The organism is Dickeya sp. NCPPB 3274 (assembly GCF_000406205.1).
Classification (GTDB): Bacteria; Pseudomonadota; Gammaproteobacteria; order Enterobacterales; family Enterobacteriaceae; genus Dickeya; species Dickeya fangzhongdai.
Map to the genome: position 1 here is coordinate 3,281,472 of NZ_CM001979.1, position 15,355 is coordinate 3,296,826.

Below are 15,355 nucleotides of genomic sequence, written 5' to 3' on the forward strand. Positions count from 1 at the left end.
CTGCTTAGCGGACAGGGAGTAAAGTCACCAAGCACCTTGAACATCGCCGTCTGATGCTGCAATGGTGGGCTAATTTTCTGGGTGCTAACAGCAACGGTCTGGTTAGGCTGTTTGACAGTATCAGAACAGTGGCAAGAAACGGTATTCCGGTTCCGTTTGACGCCAAAAACTGAGAGATGTTTCTGTTCCGCACAATAGATGTTTCTGTTCCGCACAATAGATGTTTCTGTTCCGCACAATAGACGAACTGGAGCAGGCTCCCGACAGCCACGATTAAATGCCGTCGATGAGGAAGTCTATTGCCGCCTTTACCTGAGAACGGTACTGCGACGCATCACAAAACACAGCCCCCAGGGCCTGCACAGGGATACTTGCCAGCTCGTGCGTCATTACGGCGTATTCTTTGCCGTCCGTCAGCCTGACGACGGGGACAAGGCGCTCCGGTCGGCGGCCTGCCGGGTACTTTTCAACCGGGAGTAATGGGATCACTATCCGACGATTCAACTGCCCAATAATATCGCTCGTGACATCGAGTAACAGCGGGTAAATGGTGCTTTTCCCGGTATTACCGTATACGGTGAATTGCATGGTTAAAACGTCCTGTATTCATCACTGAAACAGCCGTTTTCATCATGAAAACGATTTAATGCGTCGATAGCCTCCCTGTTCTCTTCCTGCCATTTTTTCGCTTCATGACGGCGAAGCTCCGCATCCAGGGCGGTTGACAGAGTAGCACTCAGGTTAATCCCCGCTTCACGCGCCCGGACCAGTAAGGCACGCTCTACCGCCATGGTCACGCTCTGCGTGTTGCGTTGTTTCGCTGTCATGATTTCCTTCCTATATGAGATACGTGCGTATTACACGGCACAATACACTTATCATAACACCAAAAACAGGCCCGGCTACCGTTGTAGTTCTGCAAACGTCACCGTCAATCGTCATACCTGAGTCGTCGTTTACAGCAATCACCGGTGTAAAAATGCCATTTGCGGGATGCGCGGGCTCTTTGCCGCCCGCACCCGCAGCCTGAGAATATTCCGGGCATTCAATGCCCAGAATATTCTCAGGGAAATTAAAAACGCCGTCACGCTGGCTGCCCAGATATCAGGTTAACGCCGCCTTCCTTTGCGGCGTCTTGGGCTTCAACTCAAGCCTTATCCATCAGATAGCGATGCGCTTTTGATGCTGCACTAGCCGCTTTGAAAATATAGCGCTTGTCGTTCTTCAACGCTTTCAGCCAGGAAGCGATATAGCTTTCATGCTGAACCTCTCCGACGATCCCCAGATCCGCCATCAGGAATGCGCTTCCCAGCTCGGCGATCAACTCTTCAAACGCGTACCCCTCACTGCCAAACTTCCCTTTCATTTCACGGTTAAGACGCGCTCTTGCTCCGCTCCAGTGAACCAGCTCATGCAGGCCGGTGGCGTAGAAATTAGCAGCATCGGAAAAAAGGTGGCGTTCCGGTAGCCAGATTTCATCCGTGGACGGCTTGAAAAAGGCATTTTGACCTTTCTCTACGACGCGGGCACCACTGCGGCGCAGCAGGTTTTCAGCCTGCGGTAACGGCTCGAACATCTCAGCGGGGCTAACAACCTCAGTTGTCAGCGGAAGGCCATCAATTTGTTCAACATTGAACACGTTGAAGGTTTTCAGCATCGGGATCTGGTCGATTTCACCGTCTTCGTTCTCTTTCTCTAAGGTTGTATAGAAAATGGCTGTCGTGCCGTGCTCGCCTTTGCGAACGTGCCCACCTACTGCCTGTGCCTGTTTGTAGGTCATCCAGCGTGAATCACCGAAGCTCTGTTCTGACGCACTGCACCACAACAGCATGATATTCATTCCGCTATACGCGATGCCGGTTGCGAAGTTGGAAGGTAAACCGGACATGCCCGGCACTCGCTGCCACGGGCACGTCCAGGGCTTCACACCCGCTTCCAGCGCGGCGATGATGCTGTCGGTGACGGTCTGGTAAATATCGGTTTTGGTTTTGGAAAATTTCGTTTTTGAGGAGCCTGACTGCTCCAGCGGGGATACGCTGGTCGCCGCTGCGGTGTTAGGGGTGCTAGTCTGGGTATGCAGGGAAATCGTCATGATTTTTTCTCCGTCAGTAGTGTGAATTTCGTCTTCGTATCGCCTGACGGTTCGCTTTCCCGGCATCGTTCCGGCACGCAAGGGCGCAGAATGCGTGCCATTTACCCTTGCGGGACGGGTTGTGTTGGGAAACGATTAACCGGAAGCGAATACGGGAACGAAAATCACGCAGGAGAAAAAACTGCCCCTGCATAACCGGGCGTAGCACCCCTTAGGCCGCAGTGGTGAAATGGAACTTCAGAGAAAACTTAAGAATATTTAACGTAATATATCTAAATTCATTTAAAGACTGTACATACACTCAGTGCTATAGGATAATTAGGTAGTTTGAGGATTTGGTGATACCGATGAAAGAAATTGAAATAAAGGTACATTTAATAAATTGGTTACTTGATGATCGTCCCTACGGAACATTAATTGGTTCAGAGGTAAGATTTGATTTTGGATCTCGCCGAGTAGATGTAATAACTTTAAATGGAAATATCGCTTGTGCTTATGAGATTAAAGGGATTGGTGATTCATTGAAAAGGTTAAGTCACCAAGTTGATGGATATAAAAAGTATTTTGATGAATGCTATATAGTATGACGAAAAAAACAATGTATCTGCAGTACGTAAAATTATCAGCAGAGATATTGGCATAATTGTTGTTGATGACACCCAAGTTCTACCGATTAGAAGATCTAACCGTTTCAAAAAGCTATCCAAGGTATCTCTAATGAGTACTGTAGACATTTCATATATGAAACAATCATTAAAACTAAATAAAGCCTCCAAGCATGAATTATGCGAGTCGTTCTCAGAAAAATACAGATTAACGGAAGTGAAAGAAATTTCTCGTAAATTCCTTAAAAAGAAACTCGAAATACCTTTCGAAACATTTATGAAAGAAGTTGGACAAGAAATAAATCATGATGACATATCTACTTTGAATAGAATGCCATCGATTGAATTATTTTCCCTGACGTAAATTAACACGTTTGGTCATAAAATAATTCATCCTTACCGCTATCCAAAATGAGGGGCTTATTCCTGATGGTATTCCTTCTGCCGCTGATTTTATTTCAGAGTCTGCCCAAGTAGCTAAAGAGGTATAGCGAATATCAGCAATCATTTTTTTTGCACATAAAGGGTAGCTTCCTTCCGTTCTTCTGTATCTTTTATAAACAAATGTATCATTTAATGATATATCGATGCGGGGTATAAAAGTTCCGCCTTTCATTTCAATTTGTTCAATATTTATCGAAGCATAATCACCATATTTAATAGAAAATTGTGATGATAAAGAAAGGTATAGTTTCTCTTCGAGAATTTCAAAAACCCCTTCATGTTCCCCGAATTGTCCAACAGTTTTAGGAAAGGATGTCCCACTTACAATTGTAATGATCTTTTTATATTCAATTTTATTAATTTCGTTAATTCTATCAATTACCTTACTTTCTATTTCATCTAATGGTAATAACATTTGCCCTAAATCAATAATTACATAGAGGTACGTCCCCATTAGATTATCCGTAATCGGCATGATAAACTTATCTATATCTTCCACATCAAATGGAATTCGCACAGCAAGAGACTTCTCTTTTAAATAAGGAGAAGTAACAAAATTTTCGACTTCCTGAAAGTCATCGTCATCGTAAATGTGTACCATAGGAATGATATTCATATAATTATATGTATTAAGAAAATACACCCATTCATAATAACCATTTTCAGGAGAGAGAAGCGTTTCTATCTGTGGATTTATATAATTCTCATTAGCACAAAGATCTAAAATAAATGGTCTATCCCCTTGAATTCTTTTCAATTCAATCATCTTTTTGTGGATATCACCGTCAGGTGTTATTTTAGACTTTCTTGACTTTGTAAGTTCATAGATAGGTAAAATGAAATCAAATGTAGTCTTATCTAAATAAGACATAGCCTTCAACTCTGCGTCTCTAGTCTTAACTATTGGAAAATAGATAAAATCTTTCATAAATTGTGCCCTTCAAAACCTAATTGTTTAGCTCTTATCCTTACGGCCATCGATGATACGTGGAAAAAGTCAGCAATATCAGAAACTAACGTTGAATTGTCCTTAACGAACTTACGAAATTCAAGTTCTGGCATAAGTAGTTCTGCCGCAAATTTATTTGCTTCAATTTCCAAAAGGTTTGTTTCGCCGTTTCTAAAGAATATTTTATCTTCGAAGAAATCAGACTGAGTGCTATGTTTTATAAAATGTCCAAGCTCGTGCGCAATGGTAAATCGCTGCCTATTAGGATGATGCAGAGAATTAACAGTCATTATCCACTCACCTGTTTTTTTGTCTTTCTTTAAACATCCAGAGTCTTCACCTCTCATTGGTTCATGTCTCATAATTATACCTAAGAGGCTAGTTAATTTTGAGACATCCAATGGATTCAAATTAACGTTATTACGCTCTGCAAAAAATAAAAGCTCTTCAGGGCTAGAAATACCTAATTCATTTAATTCTACTTTGTTTGCATCTGGTTTCTTTTTTCTTATGAACGCCATTTTAGGATACCTCTTTAATACTAAGGTTATTTCCTGAGGTTATTTCTTCTTGATCATTGCTGGATATAGTGTTTATTATTATTTCAAGCTTATTATTTAAAATTATTATCTCATCAGCAAGTTTAGTTACAGTAGCCTCATTTTCAACTTTAGCACTGTTTAATACTTCTGAGTTTGTCATTAACTCTTCAATCCTTGACACTAAGTAATTAAAATCCATCTGCGATGCATTAAATTTTTTGTGAATTGCTCTTTTTACCTTTTTATTAAAAGAATGGCTATTCACATGAACTTTTACTTCTTTTACTGCTTCCTCTCGGGCCACTGAACTTGTAGAATTACGAATCATAAAAAATGAAAGTGTGGCAAGTATTGCATTGATACCTATTAAAAGTGCAATAATTGTTTGGTACAACCCTGTTTGAAAAGTCCATAAATCATTTAGACTTAACACTGTTCCATTTGATATAAAGTTAACTAATTCTTTTTGGTTGTTTTCGGTGATGAGATGAGGATTTGTAAGGAAGTATTTAGAAACAAAACCAAACTTTTGCATTACAGCTGGTTTTAATAAACAAAGCATAATAAACAACCATACCAACATGGTTACAGCAGAAGAGAAAAAAGTAGCACATAACATAGGCTTCCAATGCACATGCTCACCCATCTTATTTTCTTCTGGAGGTACTACAGAGTTACCAGTATCGTTATTCATATAGCCCTCAACTGTAGGATTTTATTAGTCATTTGGCTTAGAAATATTTAATTACATTATGCGCATTTATCTGTCTAAGGGCAACTATTGTTATCTCAAACACCATAAAATTTAACCAATTTATGATTACGTTGGCCTCTTGAGGATCCTTTGCAAGTAACCTTTTGGTATGAGAGCTTATGCAATAGAAACTTCATCTATTGGATGAAAACAGCACTTGCAGTATGCGTAAATGGCGTAGCTGACCACACTTCATTGCTGCGATTATGAGCTCAACTTCCATCGTCTTCTTTCTGAGCAGAAGCTGGAACTGTTTTATGTCATTGGTGTATTCAAAAGGTGGTCATAATGGTGGTCTTGACAAAGATGATTTTCCGTTATAGCTTAATTATCAGCCAGTTACTGGCAAAGGCGATCCCAGTCAGAGGAGCCAAATTCAACGCCTTGCAATTCGAAAGAATCGCGAGGCGTTTTTCTTTGTGGAACGCGAACCCCACTGGCCAATGTTGACTACAGACCAATAATCAACGGCGTCACGATATCAGGATCGCCGCATCGGGCGGTTAACCATCATGTAGCCGGGTCATGGTTTCTTTCCACAATAGTGCATGATGGAAATCAGAGAATAGTCATCCGATTAGTTTTGCTCTCTCTTTCATAATAAAAAAATCAATGTGATAATTTATTGGTGTTACTTTTCAATTTGCTATTTTATTTCTATATAAAAATAACGACCCAACACCAGATTGATATTAAAAACATACGGAGGAAATAATACCTGTACAGTCGTACACCGCCTCCCCTATACTCGCGATAACACACTACCCAACCAATGTTTATTATTGCAGCCGGATGGCGAAAGCGCGGTGCGACGCGACGTCGCGCTGACGTGGCGAGTGTCTTCAGCGCCGCCCGCCGCCCATCGGGTAAGAAAAGCAACGACGGAGACAGGTTAAAAAACATCAATCCGCACCACCATTCATTACCGTAATAAACACAGCTCAAGGATAAGAGCGCACCCGTTATTTCTGGATTCAGGGAGGGAATCATGAGGGTATTTTTGTCCACGCTTGGCTCGGCCGGGGATGTTTATCCCTTCATCAAAATAGGTGAAGCATTAAAGAATGCCGGACTGGATGTTTATCTTTGTACCAATCCTTATTTTGAACAAACAGCCAAGGAAAGAGGGCTTAATTTTATTTCCGTTGGCACCAGCGAAGATTATTTACGAGCCGTCAATTCGCAACGCTTGTGGCATCACCAATCCGCCTTTAGTGAAATGGTCAATTTCATGAATGCGCAGCAGCAACCGGCCTATGACGCGCTAGCGCCCTGGGTAGACAGCTCCTCCGTCATTCTCACCTCGCTGTGGTCCTTCACCGCCAAAATGTTCAGCGAAACCCGTGGATGCTGCGTCATTCCGGTCCGCGTCACGCCGTCGACATTTATCTCCAGCTACGATCCGCCCTACCATCGGCAATTGATGTGGGTTCGCCGATTACCGATGTGCCTACGCCGTCTGTTTTTGTATCTCGCCGAGAAATATCTGGCCGATCGCCAACTGGCGTCTTTTATTAATGCGTTCAGAATCCGGCTGGGGTTGCCGCGTATCGAACGTGTCCTGACGTCATGGACGCATCGCACCGATGCGGCGTTGCTGTGTCTGTTTCCGGAATGGTTCGCCTCGCCATTGCCAGACTGGCCGGCCCATGTTCGTCAGGTTGGTTTTCCGTTGTTCAACCTGCTGGACAATCAGCAGGACGATGACCTGGCCCAATTTATCGCGCGTGAACGCACGGTGATCTTCATGCCCAGTTGGGCGCTCAGCACCAAACGCCCGCTGGCAATCTCGCTGGTGAAAAAAATCCGGCAACGCGGCTACCAGTGCCTGATCGTCGGCAAGCCGTACCATGAGCTGGCGGACGATACGGGAGTTCGCGCCGAGAGTCATATTAATCTGGGCCAATACCTGCATCGATGCGCCGCCATTATCCATCACGGCGGCATTGGCACGATGGCGCAAGCTTTCGCGGCCGGGATCCCCCAATTGGTTATTCCCAGCGCCTTTGATCAATTCGATAACGCCCGCCGGGTAACCGCCATGAAATGCGGCGAGTGGCTGCAGGAAAGCGACATGGACAAGCTGGGAGATAAACTGCAACACCTGTTGAACGACCCTGATATTGCGGCGCACTGTCAGCGTACCCGTCAACAGTTTCCTTCCGAACAGACGGTCTGCGAACAAATCGTCGCTACCGTGCGTGAGGCCTACGCCCGACACATGGCCCAAGGCTGATGCCTACGGCAAACGAACAGTCATTTCTCCCGATTGACGGGTGGCGCGTCTGGCGCGAGCCAGACACCACCTCTCCCATATTATCCCTGTTTCATACCGTGATCCTGTACGGCGCAGAATCGCGGAATGAAGCGTCGCGCGCCGCTCCGGCAGCGATAGAACCATTAGACGCAGACTATGCCAAAACAGCATAAGCCCTTGTTCGATCACACTCCTGATGATTTTCCGGGCATGCCATGCCACAGCGTTTACACTGATAACGCCATGTTACCCAACATGAACAATGGCATGCGGTATGCATGTCAAAAAACACAACAGACAAAACATCAATAACAACAACGCCAATAACACAACAAGGGGGTTTTATGGCATCGGGAAAATGGCTGCTGCCGTTAAGTCTGACTGCATTGCTGGTCAGCGGTGCAGTCCACGCGGTTTCCATACCGGCAGTGGAAGCGAAGAACGGTATGGTGGTCAGCTCGCAATATCTGGCGTCGCAGGTCGGCGTCGATATCCTGAAAATGGGGGGCAACGCCATTGATGCCGCGGTAGCGGTCGGTTACGCACAGGCGGTGGTCAACCCTTGCTGCGGTAACATTGGGGGCGGCGGATTCATGACCATCCATCTGGCGGATGGCAAAGATACCTTCATCAACTTCCGTGAAACGGCGCCGGCCGCCGCGTCCGCCAATATGTATCTGGATGCGGAAGGTAAAGTTAAAAAAGACGCCAGCCTGTATGGCTACCTGGCGGCAGGCGTTCCCGGTACGGTACTGGGGCTGGAAACCGCACGCGAGAAATACGGCAAGCTGACCCGTGAACAGGTCATGACGCCGGCTATCAAGCTGGCGCGGGAAGGTTTTATTCTGACCCGCGGCGACACCGACATTCTTGACACCACCGTCAAACGCTTTAAGCAGGACCCGGAGTCAGCACGTATCTTCCTGCGTCCGGACGGCTCGGCGCTGCAACCGGGCGACCGTCTGGTGCAAACCGATCTGGCCAATACGCTACAGGCGATCGCGGATAAAGGGCCGGACGCGTTCTACCACGGCAAACTCCCGCAAATCATCGAGGACGCAGCCAAAAAAGGCGGCGGCATCCTGACGGCGGCGGACTTCGCCAACTATCGCGTAACCGAAACCCAGCCGATCACCTGTAGTTATCGCGGCTATCGGTTCATCTCGTCACCGCCGCCCAGCTCCGGCGGGGTCACGATGTGTGAAACGCTGAATATTCTCGAAGGCTATGACCTGAAGAGCATGGGATTCAACTCGGCGCAGGCCATCCATGTCATGACGGAGGCCATGCGTCACGCCTACATGGACCGCAACACCTATCTGGGCGACCCGGAGTTTGTCAAAAACCCGGTCGACCGGCTACTGAGCAAAGACTATGCCGCCGAAATCCGCAAAAAAATCGACGACACCCGAGCCACGCCGTCCGAGCAGGTGAAGCCCGGCATGGAGCCGCATGAAAAACCGGAAACCACCCATTATTCGATTGTCGACAGCCTGGGCAACGCCGTCTCCACCACGTACACGGTGAACGGCCGCTTCGGCGCGGTGGTGATCGCTCCCGGCACCGGCTTCTTCCTGAACGACGAGATGGATGACTTCACCGTCAAAGTGGGTGAGAAAAACCTCTACGGGCTGGTACAGGGCGAGCGCAACGCCATCGCGCCGGGCAAACGCCCGCTGTCGTCGATGAGCCCATCGCTGGTGACCAAAGACGGCAAGATCTTCCTGGTGCTTGGTTCGCCGGGCGGCTCGCGCATCATCAGTATCACGTTGCAAAGCGCGCTGAATATCCTCGACTTCGGCATGCTGCCGCAGGAAGCGGTGGACGCGCCGCGTATCCATCATCAATGGCTGCCGGATGAGGTGTATTACGAACAGCGCGGCCTGTCCGCCGATACCCTCACGTTGTTAAAAGAGCGCGGCTATAAGATGGTGGAACAAACGCCGTGGGGCGCAACCGAGCTGATTATGGTCGGATTGCCCGGCGTGGAAGGGGTGATCCCCGCCAACTCCGGCAACGACTCGGCGGTATCCGGTAAGGTGCGTGAAGGGTATCTGTACGGCGCCAACGACTCGCGCCGTCCGGCCGGCGCCGCCATCGGTTACTGATATCTCCCCGCAGAGCGCGGGGATGCCGACTGAGCTCGGTTGTCCGGCCCTGTGGGCCGTTGCAAACGCGGTTCACATCGGTATCCGGCAGAGCTCCCCGGTCATCACATTAATCAATGACCGGGGAGCCTTTTCTGCCGCCGGCATGAATTTACCGGCTATACCCCAGTAACAGTTCGTGTTCGGCAGCATGGATGTCTGGCCGCGCGCCGGGCGCGTTGCCCGATAGACGGAACACGCCGACCGCCTGCACCAGTTCTTCTGCCTGACTATTAAGGCTGCCCGCGGCGGCGGCCATTTCTTCCACCAGCGCCGCGTTTTGTTGGGTGGTGCGTTCCATGCCCGATACCGCCTCGCCCACCTGCGACACCCCGCTGCTCTGCTCGCCGCTGGCGACACTGATCTCGCCCATGATGTCGGTCACCCGGCGAATGCTATCGACCACTTCTTGCATGGTGTGCCCGGCAGTATCCGCCAGTGCGCCGCCGCTTTCGATTCGCCCCACGCTGGCGGAAATCAGCGTTTTGATCTCACGGGCCGACTCGGCGCTGCGCTGCGCCAGCGCACGCACTTCGCCCGCCACCACGGAAAAACCTCGCCCTTGCTCGCCGGCGCGCGCGGCTTCCACAGCGGCATTCAGCGCCAGGATATTGGTCTGGAAGGCGATGCCGTCAATCACGCCGATGATATCGGCAATGCGCTGGGCGCTGTCGTTGATTTCCCGCATGGTGTCCACCACCTGCGTCACCACCTCGCCGCCCTGCTCCGCCACCTGGCTGGCAGTCTGGGCCAGGTGGTTGGCCTGCCGGGCGTTGTCGGCGTTCTGTTTCACCGTGGCGGAAAGTTGCTCCATCGACGCGGCGGTCTGTTCCAGCGCACTGGCCTGAGATTCTGTACGCGCGGACAGATCATGGTTGCCGTGGGCAATTTCGCCGCTGGCCACCCCTACCGACTCGGCGCCATGCCGAACCTGCGTCACGATACGAATCAGGCTCGACTGCATATGCGACAGCGCATTGAGCACGGTGGCGATCTCATCACGCCCGCTGGCGTTGATCGGATAAGTCAGATCGCCGTCCGCTACCGCTTCGGCCGCCGCCTGCGCCTGCGCCAGACTGCGAACAATGCTGCGCACCATCATCCAGCCAAATAGCACCGCGCCGGCAATCCCCGCCAATACCGCCATAATCGCCAGCGCTTTCAGCCACTGGTAACGTTGCACCGAGCCGGTATATTCGTCTTTAGCCACGTTAACCTGCAGCGTCACCAGTTGGCTAAGCAGTGCATGGCCCTGTTTTTCCAGCGTGCTGACCTTCTCATCATAAAGACGCATCGCCTGTTCCATCTGCCCGGCCCGGATCGCCGCATCGGTCGGCTGCACGCCTTCGCGGTTGTAGCGCTGCAGGCTGTCGGCAAACCGGTCCGCCAGTTGTGTCTCTTCCGGTGTCAGGTATGTCGCGCGGTAGTCGGTCCAGGTCCGTTCGATCCGCGCCATATTCTGGCTCAGTTCTTCGATACGCTGCTGTTTGTTGCTGGCGTTCGGCAGCAACAACATGTCCATGATCAGCACCCGGTTACGCTGCACCAGCCATTCCAGTTGCTCCAGATGCGCCAGCACCACCGTGCGATCCTCATACACGGTCTTCAGCGATTGATTAGCCTTTTCGGCGGTAAACATGCCGATCGCGCCCATGATCAGAATGCCCAGCGACAGCATCCCGGTAAAACTCCATAATCGTGTCGAAATCTTCATTGCCTTAAACCCTGTGCGGTGTGTGTCGTCTGTAGTTATGTCACAAGTGAAAATACTGCCAGCAGGCGTCGGTCGATATCCGTATAAAAACCCGCGATGAACTATATAGAAAACCGTGTTATGACAGAAGGTTAGCGATTTTCCCGTTCGGCGCATAAAATAGAATGAAATGGCGTTTCACAAGCAGGATTGCATAGCGAAAATCGATTTTCCGCACGGGAAACGTTATTTCTGCCATCACCGGCAGCCATTTATAAAAAAGTGTCGGAAATTATTTTTTATAGTGATCGCCGATAAAAAAGAAACGCTTATGATTGGAGCATTATCCCCTGCCGCCTTCGTTTGGAGAAAGGAAGCCATGTCCCATGCACTGTTACTGCCCCCGCCATTGCGCCCGGGCGATACCATCGGCTTTTTCTCGCCGTCCTCGCCCGCGACGCACTTTGCCCCGGCACGCTTTGAGCGGGCAAAAGTCTTTCTTGAGCAGCACGGCTACCGGCTGCACGCCGGCGCGCTGACCGGTAAAACCGACCACTACCGCTCCGGCAGCATCGCCGCGCGCGTCGACGAACTGAATACGCTAATTCGCGACCCTGCCGTACGCTGCGTCATGTCGACCATTGGCGGCAGCAACAGCAACTCGCTGCTGCCCTATCTTGATTACGACGCCCTGCGCCGCGATCCGAAAATCATCATCGGCTATTCCGACGTCACCGCGCTCTTGCTTGGCATTTATGCCCGCACCGGACTCGTGACCTTTTACGGCCCGGCGCTGGTGGCGTCGTTTGGCGAATTCCCGCCGCTGGTGAACGACACCTTTGCCGGTTTCGCCGCGCTGACCGGCGCGGCGCAGTCTGAACACGCCTATCGCATGCCATCGGGATGGAGCGACGAGCGGCTGGACTGGAATCAACAATCGCGCGCCAAAATCACCCATCCCAACCAATGGCGCTTCGACGGCAGCGGCGTTTATCAGGGGCGGCTTATCGGCGGCAACCTCAATACTATGGCGGGGATCTGGGGCAGTCCGTTTATGCCGGCGATTGAAGACGGCGATATTCTGCTGCTGGAAGACTCGCTGAAGGACATCGCCACCGTGGAGCGCGCGTTTGCCCACCTGAAGCTATGCGGCGTGTTTGACCGGGTCGCGGCGGTGATGCTGGGCAAACACGAACAGTTCGATGATAAGGGCACCGGCCGTGATTCGCTGACCGTACTGCGCGAAGTGCTTAACGGTCAACCGCTGCCGGTGCTGGCGGATTTTGATTGCTGCCATACTCACCCGATGCTGACCCTGCCGCTCGGTGTGCGTATTACGGTCGATTTTAATGCCGGTCGCGTCGTATTGAACGCCCCCTGGCTGCGTCAGTCCTGACCAGGCGGCAGGCAATCAGTAAAGCTGGCGAGAAAATCCGTCAGCCATTCCGCCTGCGCATGTCCATCCAACCCAGGCCGGTGCGCCAGATAGTAAGCCGCGCCGGTTTTCACCGTTTCGGTAAACGGCATCACCAGCCGTTGCCGCCGGATATCTTCCGCCACCAGCGTCACATCCGCCATCGCGACGCCAAAGCCCTGAATGGCGGCGCTGATGGCGAGATCCATGGTGTCGAACTGCTGATTACGGCGCATCACCTGCTCGCCGATACCGTGGGTTTTCAGCCACAACTTCCAGTCACGCTGATCATGGGTCGGATGCAACAGCGTCAGACGCGCCAGTTGCTCCGGCGACAGCGCTGCTTGCCCGACAGGCAGCAGATGCGGCGCCAGCACCGGCGACAACACCTCGTCGAACAACTTGCCGTCATGCTGGCGCGGCGCGGCATCCGGCGCGAACACCACCGCCACATCGAAATCTTCGTGACGGAAATCGACGCCGTGTTCGGTGGTAGTCGTTAGCGAGACATGGATATCCGGTCGCCGCTGCTCCAGCGTCATCAGGTGCGCCACCAGCCAGCGCATGGCGCAGGTCGGCGCCTTCATGCGAATTGAACGCCCTTCGCGCACCCGGTTCGTCACCCGAAACAGTTGATCAAACACCTCGCGAACCTCCGGCAACAGCTGACTGCCCTGCGGCGTCAACCGTAAACCACGGGCATGGCGCTGAAACAACGCGAAGCCCAGCCAGGCTTCCAGCGACGCGATCTGCCGGCTTACCGCCCCTTGCGTGACAAACAGCTCCGCCGCCGCCCGGGTGAAATTGAGATGACGGGCGGTCACCACAAAAGCGTGCAACGCATTCAGCGGCGGGATGCGGTTATTGATGGTCATACGCGCTCTCCGTCAGGCGGCCATAAGAAAACTGATTACATAACTATGCAGAAAAAACGCTGCGAGCCTGAGTACCGATTCCCGATGCGAGCGGCATCGTCAGCCCCGGTTTCACGGCAAGCAGCGGCTACCATCACCACATCTTATTGCTCTATTGCGATAACTAGTTGCCGCGAGCCATGCGTTTTTCTCATGGCTATTATGACAACAATTCGATTGTAGTACTACCGGCGGCAACGTCTAATGCATGAATAGTTATTCACGTACAACCAATAAATTTTAGCAGACAGGGCTTCTCTATCGTACCGTTCGCACACGTGCGGGTCTGCTATGACACTCAACGGAGACCCCATGCCGATTCAAACCCCGGTGCAATTCAGTTCCAAATTACCGGATGTGGGCACGACTATTTTTACCGTTATCGGTCAGCTATCCAGCCAGCACAACGCCATCAACCTGTCTCAGGGCGCGCCCAGCTTTCCCTGCTCTCCCGAGCTGATCGCCGGGGTGACGCGCGCCATGACCGAGGGTCATAACCAGTACGCGTCGATGTCCGGGCTGGTGTCGCTCAAAGAGGTGGTGGCGGAGAAAGTCAAGCGCCTGCACGGCCAGCACTACGACGCCGGACAGGAAGTCACCATCACCGCCAGCGCCAGTGAAGGGCTGTATTCCGCCATTTCCGCGCTGGTGCATCCGGGCGACGAGGTTATCTATTTTGAGCCGTCGTTCGACAGCTATGCGCCCATCGTCCGGCTACAGGGCGCAACGCCGGTGGCGCTGAAACTCGCCGTACCGAGCTTTGCCATCAACTGGGACGAAGTGCAGGCGGCCATCACCCCGCGCACCCGCATGATCATCATCAACTCGCCGCATAATCCCAGCGGTCAGGTGCTGAGCGCCGACGATCTGGCGCAGCTGGCGCGCCTGACGCGAAACACCGACATCGTGATCCTGTCTGACGAAGTTTACGAACACGTGGTGTTTGACGGCCAACGCCATCACAGCATGGCGACCCACAGCGAACTGGCGGCGCGCAGCGTGATTGTCTCATCGTTCGGCAAAACCTTTCATGTCACCGGCTGGCGCGTCGGTTACTGTCTGGCCCCGGCGGCGCTGATGGATGAGATCCTCAAAATCCACCAGTTTATGATGTTCTCCGCCGACACGCCGATGCAGTACGCCTTTGCCGACTACATGGCGGACCCGGCGACCTACCTGTCGCTCGGCCAGTTCTATCAGCATAAGCGCGATCTACTGGCGAATGCCTTACAGGACGGACCGTTTGAACTGTTGCCCTCCGCCGGCTCGTTCTTCATGCTGGCGAGCTTTGCGCACTTCAGCGACGAAAGCGACAGCGACATGGTCAAACGACTGATTGTCGACCACGGCGTGGCGACCATTCCGCTGTCGGCGTTTTACACCGACGGCACCGACAATAAACTGATTCGTCTGTCGTTCTCCAAAGATGACGAGACGCTGCTGGCCGGCGCGAAAGCCCTGTGTCAGGCCGCAGAGCGCCGACGCTAACCGGCTGCCGTATGCCGATAAATGCGGTTGCGCTCGATTTGTGTTTGATGGCTGTT

The 15,355-nt window shown here is 51.4% G+C and carries 14 protein-coding genes and 1 pseudogene; 7 read left to right on the forward strand and 8 right to left on the reverse strand.

All coding sequences use genetic code 11. The features are described 5' to 3' along the window. Nucleotides 1-29: 29 nt before the first annotated feature. Nucleotides 30-173: pseudogene (locus DXX3274_RS24290) on the forward strand (mobilization protein mobC); the annotation flags it as partial. A 100-nt stretch (nt 174-273) separates the two neighbouring features. Here the strand turns inward: DXX3274_RS24290 and DXX3274_RS14700 are convergent. From DXX3274_RS14700 to DXX3274_RS14710, 3 genes are all read right to left on the reverse strand, one after another. Continuing rightward, nucleotides 274-588 (reverse strand): CcdB family protein, encoded by a 315-nt coding sequence (locus tag DXX3274_RS14700; RefSeq protein ID WP_042860423.1) that lies wholly within the window; start codon nt 586-588, stop codon nt 274-276. 2 nt (nt 589-590) lie between these two features. Further along, nucleotides 591-827 (reverse strand): type II toxin-antitoxin system CcdA family antitoxin, encoded by a 237-nt coding sequence (locus DXX3274_RS14705; protein WP_042860424.1) that lies wholly within the window; start codon nt 825-827, stop codon nt 591-593. Between the two features lie 320 nt (nt 828-1,147). Beyond that, nucleotides 1,148-2,092, reverse strand: coding sequence for an ArdC family protein (locus DXX3274_RS14710; protein ID WP_042860425.1), 945 nt, complete (start codon nt 2,090-2,092; stop codon nt 1,148-1,150). A 347-nt stretch (nt 2,093-2,439) separates the two neighbouring features. Between DXX3274_RS14710 and DXX3274_RS23800 the strand changes: the two genes are divergently transcribed. Beyond that, nucleotides 2,440-2,679 (forward strand): sce7726 family protein, encoded by a 240-nt coding sequence (locus DXX3274_RS23800; protein ID WP_152495269.1) that lies wholly within the window; start codon nt 2,440-2,442, stop codon nt 2,677-2,679. A 130-nt stretch (nt 2,680-2,809) separates the two neighbouring features. Beyond that, nucleotides 2,810-3,061 carry a hypothetical protein gene (locus tag DXX3274_RS14715; RefSeq protein WP_042860426.1) on the forward strand — a complete coding sequence of 84 codons (252 nt, stop codon included), beginning with the start codon at nt 2,810-2,812 and terminating at the stop codon, nt 3,059-3,061. Here the strand turns inward: DXX3274_RS14715 and DXX3274_RS14720 are convergent. From DXX3274_RS14720 to DXX3274_RS14730, 3 genes are read right to left on the reverse strand one after another with little or no spacing between them, the layout of a single operon-like run. Then, nucleotides 3,044-4,069, reverse strand: coding sequence for a beta family protein (locus DXX3274_RS14720; RefSeq protein WP_042860427.1), 1,026 nt, complete (start codon nt 4,067-4,069; stop codon nt 3,044-3,046). The genes DXX3274_RS14715 and DXX3274_RS14720 overlap by 18 nt on opposite strands. Continuing rightward, on the reverse strand, nt 4,066-4,611 hold the full coding sequence (locus DXX3274_RS14725) for an ImmA/IrrE family metallo-endopeptidase (RefSeq protein WP_042860428.1): 546 nt from the start codon (nt 4,609-4,611) through the stop codon (nt 4,066-4,068). The genes DXX3274_RS14720 and DXX3274_RS14725 overlap by 4 nt, the downstream gene beginning before the upstream one ends. Before the next feature lies 1 nt (nt 4,612). Continuing rightward, complete coding sequence (locus DXX3274_RS14730) at nt 4,613-5,326, reverse strand: hypothetical protein (RefSeq protein ID WP_152495270.1); 714 nt, start codon at nt 5,324-5,326, stop codon at nt 4,613-4,615. 1,048 nt (nt 5,327-6,374) lie between these two features. On the opposite strand from DXX3274_RS14730, the gene DXX3274_RS14735 reads away from it, so the two are divergent. Beyond that, nucleotides 6,375-7,622, forward strand: a complete 1,248-nt coding sequence (locus tag DXX3274_RS14735) for a glycosyltransferase (protein ID WP_042860430.1) — start codon at nt 6,375-6,377, stop codon at nt 7,620-7,622. A 365-nt stretch (nt 7,623-7,987) separates the two neighbouring features. Then, nucleotides 7,988-9,751, forward strand: a complete 1,764-nt coding sequence (ggt, locus tag DXX3274_RS14740; protein ID WP_042860431.1) for a gamma-glutamyltransferase — start codon at nt 7,988-7,990, stop codon at nt 9,749-9,751. A gap of 151 nt (nt 9,752-9,902) precedes the next feature. On the opposite strand, the gene DXX3274_RS14745 is transcribed toward ggt, so the two are convergent. Then, nucleotides 9,903-11,504 carry a methyl-accepting chemotaxis protein gene (locus tag DXX3274_RS14745; protein WP_042860432.1) on the reverse strand — a complete coding sequence of 534 codons (1,602 nt, stop codon included), beginning with the start codon at nt 11,502-11,504 and terminating at the stop codon, nt 9,903-9,905. A 358-nt stretch (nt 11,505-11,862) separates the two neighbouring features. Between DXX3274_RS14745 and DXX3274_RS14750 the strand changes: the two genes are divergently transcribed. Further along, a complete protein-coding gene (locus DXX3274_RS14750) occupies nt 11,863-12,879 on the forward strand; it encodes a S66 peptidase family protein (RefSeq protein ID WP_042860433.1) in 1,017 nt (338 codons plus the stop codon). On the opposite strand, the gene DXX3274_RS14755 is transcribed toward DXX3274_RS14750, so the two are convergent. Beyond that, a complete protein-coding gene (locus tag DXX3274_RS14755) occupies nt 12,870-13,766 on the reverse strand; it encodes a LysR substrate-binding domain-containing protein (protein ID WP_042862140.1) in 897 nt (298 codons plus the stop codon). The genes DXX3274_RS14750 and DXX3274_RS14755 overlap by 10 nt on opposite strands. A 357-nt stretch (nt 13,767-14,123) precedes the next feature. Between DXX3274_RS14755 and DXX3274_RS14760 the strand changes: the two genes are divergently transcribed. Beyond that, nucleotides 14,124-15,299: a pyridoxal phosphate-dependent aminotransferase gene (locus DXX3274_RS14760; RefSeq protein WP_042860434.1), complete on the forward strand. Its 1,176-nt coding sequence runs from the start codon at nt 14,124-14,126 to the stop codon at nt 15,297-15,299. The last annotated feature ends 56 nt before the right edge of the window (nt 15,300-15,355 follow it).

Coding starts and splice junctions, on each gene's coding strand:
- DXX3274_RS14700 (WP_042860423.1), bottom strand. CDS start 588: ATGCAATTCACCGTATACGGTAATACCGGGAAAAGCACCATTTACCCG.
- DXX3274_RS14705 (WP_042860424.1), bottom strand. CDS start 827: ATGACAGCGAAACAACGCAACACGCAGAGCGTGACCATGGCGGTAGAG.
- DXX3274_RS14710 (WP_042860425.1), bottom strand. CDS start 2,092: ATGACGATTTCCCTGCATACCCAGACTAGCACCCCTAACACCGCAGCG.
- DXX3274_RS23800 (WP_152495269.1), top strand. CDS start 2,440: ATGAAAGAAATTGAAATAAAGGTACATTTAATAAATTGGTTACTTGAT.
- DXX3274_RS14715 (WP_042860426.1), top strand. CDS start 2,810: ATGAGTACTGTAGACATTTCATATATGAAACAATCATTAAAACTAAAT.
- DXX3274_RS14720 (WP_042860427.1), bottom strand. CDS start 4,069: ATGAAAGATTTTATCTATTTTCCAATAGTTAAGACTAGAGACGCAGAG.
- DXX3274_RS14725 (WP_042860428.1), bottom strand. CDS start 4,611: ATGGCGTTCATAAGAAAAAAGAAACCAGATGCAAACAAAGTAGAATTA.
- DXX3274_RS14730 (WP_152495270.1), bottom strand. CDS start 5,326: ATGAATAACGATACTGGTAACTCTGTAGTACCTCCAGAAGAAAATAAG.
- DXX3274_RS14735 (WP_042860430.1), top strand. CDS start 6,375: ATGAGGGTATTTTTGTCCACGCTTGGCTCGGCCGGGGATGTTTATCCC.
- ggt (WP_042860431.1), top strand. CDS start 7,988: ATGGCATCGGGAAAATGGCTGCTGCCGTTAAGTCTGACTGCATTGCTG.
- DXX3274_RS14745 (WP_042860432.1), bottom strand. CDS start 11,504: ATGAAGATTTCGACACGATTATGGAGTTTTACCGGGATGCTGTCGCTG.
- DXX3274_RS14750 (WP_042860433.1), top strand. CDS start 11,863: ATGTCCCATGCACTGTTACTGCCCCCGCCATTGCGCCCGGGCGATACC.
- DXX3274_RS14760 (WP_042860434.1), top strand. CDS start 14,124: ATGCCGATTCAAACCCCGGTGCAATTCAGTTCCAAATTACCGGATGTG.